6 protein-coding genes and 4 pseudogenes are annotated in these 10,909 nt (G+C 71.3%); 7 read left to right on the forward strand and 3 right to left on the reverse strand.

What is annotated here, in order from left to right:
* Positions 1–378: pseudogene (locus tag Y694_RS23620) on the forward strand (3-oxoadipyl-CoA thiolase); the annotation flags it as partial.
* Between the two features lie 18 nt (positions 379–396).
* On the opposite strand, the gene Y694_RS23625 reads toward Y694_RS23620, so the two are convergent.
* Positions 397–660: a hypothetical protein gene (locus tag Y694_RS23625; protein WP_011828478.1), complete on the reverse strand. Its 264-nt coding sequence runs from the start codon at positions 658–660 to the stop codon at positions 397–399.
* A gap of 258 nt (positions 661–918) precedes the next feature.
* Here Y694_RS23625 and Y694_RS16355 point away from each other — a divergent pair, with 258 nt between their 5' ends.
* Positions 919–3,081 (forward strand): PQQ-dependent dehydrogenase, methanol/ethanol family, encoded by a 2,163-nt coding sequence (locus Y694_RS16355; protein ID WP_036234401.1) that lies wholly within the window; start codon positions 919–921, stop codon positions 3,079–3,081.
* Positions 3,082–3,103: 22 nt separating this feature from the next.
* Here Y694_RS16355 and hmgA read toward each other — a convergent pair whose 3' ends face one another.
* Together hmgA and Y694_RS16365 are read right to left on the reverse strand one after the other, a co-directional pair.
* Positions 3,104–4,411 (reverse strand): homogentisate 1,2-dioxygenase, encoded by a 1,308-nt coding sequence (gene hmgA / locus Y694_RS16360; RefSeq protein WP_036234404.1) that lies wholly within the window; start codon positions 4,409–4,411, stop codon positions 3,104–3,106.
* Between the two features lie 72 nt (positions 4,412–4,483).
* Positions 4,484–5,485: an XdhC family protein gene (locus tag Y694_RS16365; protein WP_036234405.1), complete on the reverse strand. Its 1,002-nt coding sequence runs from the start codon at positions 5,483–5,485 to the stop codon at positions 4,484–4,486.
* Between the two features lie 197 nt (positions 5,486–5,682).
* On the opposite strand from Y694_RS16365, the gene Y694_RS16370 reads away from it, so the two are divergent.
* The 5 genes and pseudogenes from Y694_RS16370 to Y694_RS16390 form a co-directional block, all read left to right on the forward strand.
* Positions 5,683–6,156, forward strand: coding sequence for a (2Fe-2S)-binding protein (locus Y694_RS16370; protein WP_036234407.1), 474 nt, complete (start codon positions 5,683–5,685; stop codon positions 6,154–6,156).
* Between the two features lie 27 nt (positions 6,157–6,183).
* The gene (locus Y694_RS16375) at positions 6,184–8,538 is read left to right on the forward strand and encodes a xanthine dehydrogenase family protein molybdopterin-binding subunit (protein ID WP_036234409.1); all 2,355 of its coding nucleotides are present in this window, start codon (positions 6,184–6,186) and stop codon (positions 8,536–8,538) included.
* A 28-nt stretch (positions 8,539–8,566) separates the two neighbouring features.
* A pseudogene (locus tag Y694_RS16380) lies at positions 8,567–9,357 on the forward strand (FAD binding domain-containing protein).
* Between the two features lie 2 nt (positions 9,358–9,359).
* Positions 9,360–10,267, forward strand: a pseudogene (locus tag Y694_RS16385) (AAA family ATPase).
* Between the two features lie 28 nt (positions 10,268–10,295).
* A pseudogene (locus Y694_RS16390) lies at positions 10,296–10,909 on the forward strand (hypothetical protein); the annotation flags it as partial.

The following is a 10,909-nucleotide window of genomic DNA, read 5'->3' on the forward strand; positions in this document are numbered from 1 at the left end:
ACCACCGCGCGCGCGCGTGGTGGGCATGGCCACCACCGGCGTCGCGCCGCGCCTCATGGGCATCGGCCCGGCACCGGCCTCGCAGCGCGTGCTGCAGCTCACCGGCCTGACGCTGGCGCAGATGGACGTGATCGAGCTGAACGAGGCCTTCGCGGCTCAGGGCCTGGCGGTGCTGCGCCAGCTCGGCCTGGCCGACGACGACGCGCGCGTCAACCCGAACGGCGGCGCCATCGCGCTGGGCCACCCGCTCGGCGCCAGCGGCGCACGGCTGATCACCACCGCGATCCACCAGCTGCACGACACCAGAGGCGCTACGCCCTGTGCACGATGTGCATCGGGGTCGGCCAGGGCATTGCGGTGGTGCTGGAGCGGGTGTGAGCCGGGCGTGAGCGCCGCTCAGAGATCGAGCTCGAGGACCGATGAGCGTGCCCTCGAGACGCAGACCATGATGGATCGCCCGGACCGCCGCTGCGCCTCGGACAGCAGGCTGCGGTCGGCCGGCGCATGCACCGATGCGCGCACCGCCTCCATCAGCGCCGTCGGGCCGCAGCAGTACACCTGCGCCTGCGGCGGCAGGCCCTGCAACGCCGACGCCGGATCGAAGAAGCGCCGCGCCCCTTCACCACCAGGCCGACGCCGATGCAGGTGAATTCTTCCCACATTGAAGCCCGGCTTCGCAAACTACCCCGACGGGTGGGCGCCACGCCGCGAGCCTGAGGGATCATTTCCACAACGCAGGCGCACGGTGACGACCGTGCAGCCCGCTTTCGCTGCCGCCAGCCCCGGTCACGCGCATCGCTGCGGAACGGCAGGGCCGGCGGACCCGACGACGCCGGCGCGATGCACCGTGCCGCGGCGCAATGCGGCCTTGCCGCGTCGGCGGGGCCCATTCCATCGAACACAACGGAGCTCCTCGACATGCACTCATGGAAGGCCGTCCTGCGCCATGGCGCGACCCCCCTGATCCTTGCGGCGACCCTGGCCGGCAGTCCCTACGCATCGGCCGCGCCGGCGAACCCCGTGAACGCCGCGCGACTGGCCGCCGCGGCCCAGGAGCCCGCCAACTGGATGACGCACGGCGGCACCTACCAGGAGGCCCGCTACAGCCCGCTCGACCAGATCAACACGCGCAGCATCGCGCGGCTGAAGCTGGCCTGGTACGGCGACTTCGACACCTCACGAGGCCAGGAGGCCACGCCCTTGGTGATCGACGGCGTGATGTACACGACCTCGAGCTGGTCGAAGGTCTACGCCTACGACGCCGCCACCGGCAAGCTGCTGTGGCGCCATGACCCGAAGGTGCCTGGCGACCGCGGCGCCGACGCCTGCTGCGACGTGGTCAACCGTGGCGTCGCCGCGTGGAACGGCAAGGTCTACGTCGGCACCCTGGACGGCCGGCTCGAGGCACTGGACGCGAAGACCGGCAAGCTCGTGTGGTCCACCGTCACGGTGGATCAGACCCGGCCGTACACGATCACCGGCGCGCCCCGGGTGGTCAAGGGCAAGGTCCTGATCGGCAACGGCGGCGCGGAGTACGGCGTGCGCGGCTACGTCAGCGCCTACGACGCCGAGACCGGCGCGCTGGCCTGGCGCTTCTACATGACGCCGAACCCCGAGAACAAGCCCGACGGCGCGGCCTCGGACGCGATCCTGATGAGCAAGGCCTACGGCACCTGGCACGACGGGGCCTGGAAGCAGACCGGCGGTGGCGGCACGCCGTGGGATGCCATCGTCTACGACGCCGACTTCGATCAGGTGATCATCGGCACCGGCAACGGCAACCCCTGGAGCTGGGAGCACCGTTCGGGCAGCAAGGGCGACAACCTGTTCCTGGGCTCGCTCCTCGCACTGGATGCGGAGACGGGCGCCTACAAGTGGCACTACCAGGAGACCCCGAGCGAGAACTGGGACTTCACCTCCACGCAGCCGATCATCCTGACCGAGCTGACGCTGCAGGGCCGCCAGCGCAAGGTGCTGCTCCATGCGCCGAAGAACGGCTTCTTCTACGTGGTCGACCGCAAGGACGGCGCACTGATCTCGGCCGAGCCCTTCACCACGGTCAACTGGGCGACCGGCATCGACCTGAAGACCGGCCGCCCGATCGAGGCGCCCGGCGCCCGCTACGAGCGCACGAAGAAGTCGTTCTGGGCCATGCCGGGGCCGTTCGGCTCCCACAACTGGCACCCCATGGCCTTCAGCCCGAAGACCGGCCTCACCTACATCCCGGTGCAGGACGTGCCGCTCGACTACAACTACTCGCCCGACTTCAAGTACTCGCCGCAGCGCGGCACCTGGAACACCGGCATCGAGGCCACCACCTTCGCCGGCCCCGGCAGCGAGTCGCATCGGCGCCTGCTGGCCATGCAGACGCGCGGCGCGCTGGTGGCGTGGGACGCCGTCCGGCAGAAGGAGGCCTGGCGGGTCCAGCACGGCAACCTGGCCTCGGCGGGCGTGCTGGCGACCGGCGGCAACCTGGTGTTCCAGGGCACGCCCGATGGCCGGCTGGTGGCCTACACGGCCGACACCGGCCGGCAGGTGTGGAGCTGGCAGGGCTTCGACGGCATCATCGCCGGCGCCATGACGTATGCGGTCGGAGGCGAGCAGTACATCGCGGTCGTGGCCGGCTTCGGTGGCTCGAACGCCCTGCACGCGCCGTTCGCCATCGCACCCAAGGTGGGCCTGCACGGACGCATCCTGGCCTTCAAGCTCGACGGCCGGGCGGTGCTGCCGGACAACAGCAGACCGCTCCTGCCTCCCAATGTGCCCGCGCAGACGTGGCCGGCCGAGACCGTGTCGCGCGGCGCCGCACTGTACGGAAACTGCGCGGCCTGCCACGGCTTCGGCACCTACGCCGCCAACGTGATCCCCGATCTGCGCCGTTCACCGATGCTGTCGGTCAAGTCTGCCTGGGATGCGGTGGTCCTGGGCGGCGCGCTGGCCGACAAGGGCATGCCGAACTGGACGGGACGCATCGCCGCCGAGGACGTCGAGGCGATCCGGGCCTATGTGGTCGATCGCGCGCGTCAGCTGAGAGACGACGAGGCGGCCGCGCAGGCCGCTGCGAAGGCCCGGGACCGATGAAGCTGCGGCCCGCGCGGCGCGCTCAGCGCCGTGCGGGATCGAAGTGCCGGCGCAGGCCCTGCCAACAGCGCGCGTAGTCGGCCTGCCGCAGCGGCGAGGCCAGCGCCCGGGGTGTCGGGCGCCAGACGTGGCGCGCCTCGAACATGAAGGCCATGGTGTCGCGGATCACGTCGGGCTGCGACAGGTCGGCATGGCTCGCCTTCTCGAAGGTCTCGGCGTCGGGGCCATGGCCGGTCATGCAGTTGTGCAGGCTCGCGCCGCCGGGCAGGAAGCCTTCGGCCTTGGCGTCGTACACGCCGTGGATCAGGCCCATGAACTCGCTGGCGACGTTGCGGTGGAACCAGGGCGGCCGGAAGGTGTCCTGCATCGCCAGGATGCGCGGCGGGAAGACCACGAAGTCGAGGGCGCTGGTGCCTGGCGTGTCGGAGGCCGCATGCAGCACGAGGAAGATCGACGGGTCGGGGTGGTCGTGGCTGATCGAGCCGATGGCATTGAAGCGCCGCAGGTCGTACTTGTACGGTGCGCAGTTGCCGTGCCAGGCCACCACGTCGAGCGGCGAGTGGTCCATCGCCGCCGACCACAGCCGGCCCATGAACTTGGTGACCAGCTGGTGCGGCCCGTCGATGTCCTCGTAGGCGGCCACCGGCGCGAGGAAGTCGCGCGCATGCGCCAGGCCGTTGGCGCCGATCGGCCCCAGGTCGGGCAGGCGCAACGGCGCGCCGTGGTTCTCGCACACGTAGCCGCGGCCCGCGCCGTCGGGCAGCTCGACGCGAAAGCGCAGGCCGCGCGGGATGACGACGATCTCCTGCGGCTCGACCTCGAGCACGCCGAGCTCGGTGACGAAGCGGTGGCGGCCGAGCTGGGGCACGATCAGCAGCTCGCCGTCGGCGCTGCAGAAGCTGCGCTGCTGCATCGAGCGGTCGGCGGCGTAGAGATGGATCGCGGCACCGGCCTGCACGCCCGCATCGCCGTGACCGGCCCAGGTCACGAGGCCGTCGACGAAGTCGGTCGGCGCCGCCGGCAGCGGCAGCGGGTTCCAGCGCAGCGGGTCGGGCGGCGTGGCGAGCGTCGAGAAGTCGCTGACCAGCCGGCCGCCGTCGTCGTACGGCTCGAACGGCGCGTGCATCGCGGCCGGACGGATGCGGTAGAGCCAGCTGCGGCGGTTGTCGGCGCGCGGCGCGGTGAAGGCGGTGGCGCTGAACTGCTCGGCGTACAGGCCGTAGGGACAGCGCTGCGGCGAGTTGCGGCCCACCGGCAGCGCACCGGACAGCGCCTCGCTCTCGAAGTGGTTGGCGAAGCCGCTCTGGTAGCGCAGGGGAGCGTGGTGCATCGAATCCCGTCCTCGCCGAGCATTCTGCCTGCGGCCCTGCAGGCGCTGCGGACGGGCCGCCGGCCCCGGCGCTCAGACGGCGCAGCCGGCCTCGACCGCGGCCGGCCCCGGCGGCGGCAACGGCGGCAGGATGCGGTAGCCGTAGCGCACCGCGGTCATCTCGGCCAGGATGCTGACGGCGATCTCCGGCGGCGTGCGCGCGCCGTTCTTCAGGCCCACCGGGCCGTGCAGCCGGGCGAGCGCGGCAGCGTCGAGGCCGAAGTGCTGCTTCAGCCGCTCGCAGCGCTTGCGCTGGTTGGCCTGCGAGCCGATCGCGCCGACGTAGAAGGCCTCGGACTGCAGCGCCTCCATCAGGGCCAGGTCGTCGAGCTTGGGGTCATGGGTCAGTGCGACCACCGCGGTGTGCGCGTCGGGGCGCAGCGCCGTCACGGCGTCGTCGGGCATGCCGCTCACCCGCGTGCTGCCGGCAACGGCCCAGGCGGCAGCGTATTCCTCGCGCGGGTCGCAGATCAGCACCTCGTAGTCCAGTGCCAGCGCCATCGTCGCGAGGTAGTGCGTCAGCTGGCCGGCGCCGATCAGCAGCAGGCGGAAACCGGGGCCCAGCGTGGTCACCAGCGTCGCGTCGTTCAACAGCAGCAGCTCGCCGGCACCGGCCGCCAGCTCGACCCGGCCGTCGGCCAGATGCAGCGTGCGCGTCACCCGGCCGCCCTGCTCGAGGCGGGCCAGCAAGTCGTCGATGGCGCTGCGCGCGGTGATGGTTTCCACCACCAGTTCCAGCGATCCACCGCACGGAAGTCCGAAGCGCGCCGCCTCGTCACCTGTAACGCCGTAGCACACTTTTTCCGGGCGATCCGCGGCGATCGACGTGGCGCGCACGCGCTCGATCAGGTCGTCCTCGATGCAACCGCCCGACACGGAGCCGGCCACCAGGCCGTCGCCGCGCACCGCGACCACCGAGCCCACGGGCCGCGGTGCGGAGCCCCAGGTGCGCGTCACCGTCGCGAGCACGACGCGATGCCCGGCTTGGCGCCAGTCACGCACCGTCCTGAAGACCTGCAGGTCGACGTTGTCCATGTTGTCCGTCCGTGGAGCGGCATCGTGAAACGCCGAGGCCACCGCGTCGACCGCGCGCTTCCCCCTATGAAACCTTTCGCCGAACTCGACCCGCCAGCCATTGCAATCGATTTCATAAGGGATTCCTGCGGTAAGCCAAACACGAAGAGCGTCGCCACACTTTCCGGATCGACACACCAAGGCACGAGGGACATGCGATGAGTCAAACGCTGAAACTGACGGTGAACGGGCGCGCGGTGGAACGCGAGGTCGAACCGGCCACGCTGCTGGTGCACTTCCTGCGCGACACGCTGCGACTCACCGGCACGCACGTGGGCTGCGACACCGCGCAGTGCGGTGCCTGCACGGTGCACCTCGACGGCCGGGCGGTGAAGAGCTGCAACATGCTGGCGGTGCAGGCGGCCGGCCATGCGGTGACCACCATCGAGGGCGTGGCCGCGGCCGACGGCACGATGCACCCGATGCAGGCCGCCTTCAAGGCCTGCCACGGCCTGCAATGCGGCTACTGCACGCCCGGCATGGTGATGAGCTCGATCGACCTGGTGAAGCACCACGACCACAGCAGCGAGCACAGGATCCGCGAGCACCTCGAGGGCAACTTCTGCCGCTGCACCGGCTACCAGAACATCGTCAAGGCGGTCCAGGTGGGCGCCAAGGGCATGGGCGCCTGAGCCCCGCGAACCCAGGAGACCTACACCATGAACGCACGCCAGGGTTTCATCGGCCAGCCGGTCCAGCGCAAGGAAGACGCGCGCTTCCTCACCGGCCGCGGCCAGTACACCGACGACCTGATCCAGCAGGGGCAGACCTACGCCTATTTCCTGCGCTCGCCCTACGCCCACGCCCGCATCAACGGCATCGCCATCGACGCGGCGCAGGCCGCGCCGGGTGTGCTGGGCGTCTACACCGGCGCCGACTTCCGCAACGTCGGCGGCCTGCCCTGCGGCTGGCTGATCACCAGCGTCGACGGCACGCCGATGAAGGAACCCAAGCACCCGATCCTGTGCGACGACAAGGCGCTCTACGTCGGCGACGCGGTGGCGCTGGTGGTGGCCGAGACCCATGCGCAGGCCAAGGCCGCGGCGGCGCTGATCGAGGTGGACTACGAGGAACTCGCGCCGGTGGTCGACACCGCCACCGCCAAGGCGGCCGGCAGCACGCTGCACGAGATGGCGCCGGACAACGTCTGCTACACCTGGGCCATCGGCGACCGCGCCGACGTGGACGCCGCGGTGGCCGCGGCGCCGCACGTGAGCAAGCTCTCGTTCCGCAACAACCGGCTGATCCCGAACGCGATCGAGCCGCGCTGCGCGAACGCGTCCTACAACCCGAGCGACGAGAGCTACACGCTGCATGTGGCCAACCAGAACCCGCACGTCGAGCGGCTGCTGATGTGCGCCTTCGTGCTGGGCATCCCCGAGCACAAGATGCGCGTGGTGGCGCCCGACGTGGGCGGCGGCTTCGGTTCCAAGATCTTCCTGTACGCGGAGGAGACCGCGATCACCTGGGCCAGCAAGCACGTCGGCCGGCCCATCAAGTGGACCGCCGACCGCAGCGAGGCCTTCCTGACCGACGCCCACGGCCGCGACCACGTGACCACCGCCGAACTGGCCACCGACCGGGACGGCCGCTTCCTCGCGCTGCGGGTGCACACCACGGCCAACCTTGGCGCCTACCTGTCGACCTTCGCGTCCAGCGTGCCGACCATCCTGTACGCCACGCTGCTGGCCGGCCAGTACGCCACGCCGAAGATCTTCTGCGAGGTGACCGGCGTGTTCACCAACACCGCGCCGGTGGACGCCTACCGCGGCGCCGGCCGGCCCGAGGCCACCTACGTGGTCGAGCGCATGGTCGAGACCGCGGCGCGCGACCTCGGCATCGACCCGGCCGAGATCCGCCGCCGCAACTTCATCCAGGCCTTCCCGTACGCCACGCCGGTCGGGCTGACCTACGACACCGGCGACTTCGCCGCCCTGCTCGGCCGCGCGCAGGAACTGGCCGACGTGGCCGGCTTCCCCGCACGCCGCGCGGCCAGCGAGGCCAAGGGCCTGAAGCGCGGCCTCGGCTACTCGGCCTACATCGAGGCCTGCGGCTTGGCGCCGAGCAACATCGCCGGCGCGCTGGGCGCGCGTGCGGGCCTGTTCGAGGCCGGCGAGGTGCGCGTGCACCCGACCGGCAAGGTGACCGTGTTCACCGGCAGCCACAGCCACGGCCAGGGCCACGAGACCACCTTCGCGCAGATCGTCGCCGACAAGCTGGGCATCCCGCTCGAGGACGTGAGCATCGAGCACGGCGACACCGGCAAGGTGCTGTTCGGCATGGGCACCTACGGCTCGCGCTCGCTGTCGGTGGGCGGCACCGCGATCGTGAAGGCGGTCGACAAGGTGATCGCCAAGGGCAAGAAGATCGCCGCCCACCTGATGGAGGCGGCCGACACCGACGTCGAGTTCGAGAACGGCGTGTTCAAGGTGGCCGGCACCGACAAGAGCGTGCCCTTCGCGTCGGTCTCGCTGACCGCCTACGTGCCGCACAACTACCCGCTCGACAAGCTGGAGCCGGGCCTGAACGAGAACGCCTTCTACGACCCCACCAACTTCACCTACCCGTCGGGCACCTACATCTGCGAGGTCGAGGCGGACCCGCTGACCGGCGTGGTGAAGGTCGAGCGCTTCACCGCGGTCGACGACTTCGGCAACATCGTCAACCCGATGATCGTGGAGGGCCAGGTGCACGGCGGGCTGGCGCAGGGCATCGGCCAGGCGCTGCTGGAGCACGGCCAGTACGACACCGACAGCGGCCAGCTGCTGACCGGCAGCTACATGGACTACGCGATGCCGCGCGCCGACGACCTGCCGAGCTTCGTGGTCGAGACCGCCCAGGGCACGCCCTGCACCCACAACCCGCTGGGTGTGAAGGGCTGCGGCGAGGCCGGTGCGATCGGTTCGCCGCCGGCGGTGATCAACGCGATCTGCGACGCGCTGGGGCTGCGCGACGTGCCGATGCCCGCCACGCCGCACACCGTGTGGCAGGCGATCCAGACCGCCGCCCGCTGAGCCCGCCGATCCGACCAGGAGACCCACCATGCAAGCCTTCGCCTACCAGACCCCCGCGACCGTGGCCGATGCCGTGAAGGCGGCCGGGGCCGACAACGCCAAGCTGATGGCCGGCGGCCAGTCGCTGCTCGGCTCGATGAAGCTGGACCTCGCGGCGCCGGACGCGATCGTCGACCTGGGCGCCATCGCCGAGCTCAAGGCATCCAGGTCGACGCGAAGAGCGTCACCATCGGCGCGATGACCACCCACGCCACCGTGGCCGCTTCGGCCGAGGTGAAGAAGGCCATTCCGGCGCTGGCCGAGCTGGCCGGCAAGATCGGCGACCGCCAGGTGCGCAACCGCGGCACGATCGGCGGCAGCCTCGCCAACAACGACCCGGCCGCCTGCTATCCGGCCGCCACGCTGGGCCTGGGCGCGACCATCACCACCGACCGCCGCAGCATCCCGGCCGACCAGTTCTTCAAGGGCCTGTACGAGACCGCGCTGGCCGAGGGCGAGATCATCACCTCGGTGAGCTTCCCGATCCCGGAGAAGGCGGGCTGGCAGAAGTTCAACCAGCCGGCCTCGCGCTTCTCGATCGTCGGCGTGTTCGTCAGCAAGGGCCCGCAGGGCGTGCGCGTGGCGGTGACCGGCGCGGGCGCCGGCGTGATGCGCGTGAAGGCGCTGGAGGACAAGCTCGCGGCCGGTTGGTCGGCCGCCGCCTGCAACGGCGTGAAGGTCGACGCCGAGGGCCTGAGCACCGACCTGCACGGCTCGGCCGAGTACCGCGCCGCGCTGATCCCGGTGCTGGCCGGGCGGGCGGTGGCGGCGGCTGGTTGAACGTGACCGACCTCCCCACCGGCATCGACGACACCGCCGCCCGCCTGCGAGCGCACGGCTACCTCGCCGACCGCCAGCTCGCCACCGCGCTGTACCTCGCGCTGCGGCTGCAGCGCCCGCTGTTCCTCGAGGGCGAGCCGGGCACCGGCAAGACCGAGATCGCCAAGACGGTGGCGGCGATGCTGGAGCGCCCGCTGATCCGCCTGCAATGCCACGAGGGCCTGGACCTGGCCGGCGCCGCCTACGAGTGGAACTACCCGCGCCAGATGATCGAGATCCGCCTCGCCGAGCGCGACGCCGGGGCCACGCGCGAGCAGCTCGCCGCCGACCTGTTCTCGCCGCGCTTCCTGACGCAGCGCGCGCTGCTGCAGGCCATCGATCCGGCGCAGCCGCTGCCGCCGGTGCTGCTGATCGACGAGCTGGACCGCGCCGACGAACCCTTCGAGGCCTACCTGCTGGAAGTGTTGTCGGACTTCCAGATCACGATCCCCGAACTGGGCACGGTGAAGGCCGCGGCGCCGCCGATCGTGGTGCTGACCAGCAACCGCACGCGCGAGGTGCACGACGCGGTGAAACGGCGCTGCCTCTACCACTGGGTCGGCTTTCCCGATGCCGACCGCGAACTCGCGATCCTGCGCCAGCGCGTGCCGGGCGCGAGCGAAGCGCTGTCGCGGCAGATCGTCGCCTTCATCCAGGCGCTGCGCGGCGCCGACCTGTTCAAGCTGCCGGGCATCGCCGAGACCATCGAATGGAGCCGCGCGCTGCTGGAACTCGACGCGCTGCAGCTCGACCCCGAGACCGTGAACAACACGCTGGCGTGCTGTTGAAGTACCAGGACGACATCGCCAAGGTGCAGGGCTCCGAGGCGGCGCGGCTGGTGGAGCAGGTGCGCACGGCCTTGCGCGGCTGAGGCCGCGAGGCCGGGCCCCCGACGCACGATGCTCCCGCCCACCGCGACCGCCCCGCTGCCCGGCCACCTGGCCGCCAACGTGATGCACTTCGCCCGCGTGCTGCGCAGCGCCGGCCTGCCGGTGGGGCAGGACCGCGTGCAGCTCGCGCTGCGCGCGCTGCCGCTGGCGGGCCTGGCGAGCCGGCGCGACTTCCACGCCACGCTGCAGGCCTGCTTCGTCGCGCGGCCCGAGCAGCACCTGCTGTTCGACCAGGCCTTCCACCTGTTCTGGCGCGACCCCGACCTGATGGGCCGCATGATGGCGATGCTGCTGCCGCGCGTGCAGGGGCCGGCCAAGAGCCCGCCGCCGCCCGAGAACCGCCGGCTCGCCGCGGCGCTGTTCCCGCCGCAGCCGCAGGCGCCGCGGCCCGATGCGCCGCCGCCGCAGGAGCAGCTCGACATCGAGGCCACGCTCACCTGGTCGGACCGCGAGCTGCTCCGCAAGGCCGACTTCGACACGATGACGGCCGACGAGTGGCGCGAGGCGCAGCGCCTGCTGCAGGCCCTGGAGCACTTCGCCGAACCGCTGCGCACCCGCCGCATGCGGCCGGCGACACGGCCCGGCCAGGCCGACTGGCGCGCCACCGTGCAGGCGATGGCGCG

Origin of the sequence: Methylibium sp. T29-B (genome assembly GCF_000576225.1) — a bacterium.
Classification (GTDB): Bacteria; Pseudomonadota; Gammaproteobacteria; order Burkholderiales; family Burkholderiaceae_C; genus Methylibium; species Methylibium petroleiphilum.

Coding starts and splice junctions, on each gene's coding strand:
- Y694_RS16375 (WP_036234409.1), top strand. CDS start 6,184: ATGAACGCACGCCAGGGTTTCATCGGCCAGCCGGTCCAGCGCAAGGAA.
- hmgA (WP_036234404.1), bottom strand. CDS start 4,411: ATGCACCACGCTCCCCTGCGCTACCAGAGCGGCTTCGCCAACCACTTC.
- Y694_RS16355 (WP_036234401.1), top strand. CDS start 919: ATGCACTCATGGAAGGCCGTCCTGCGCCATGGCGCGACCCCCCTGATC.
- Y694_RS16365 (WP_036234405.1), bottom strand. CDS start 5,485: ATGGACAACGTCGACCTGCAGGTCTTCAGGACGGTGCGTGACTGGCGC.
- Y694_RS16370 (WP_036234407.1), top strand. CDS start 5,683: ATGAGTCAAACGCTGAAACTGACGGTGAACGGGCGCGCGGTGGAACGC.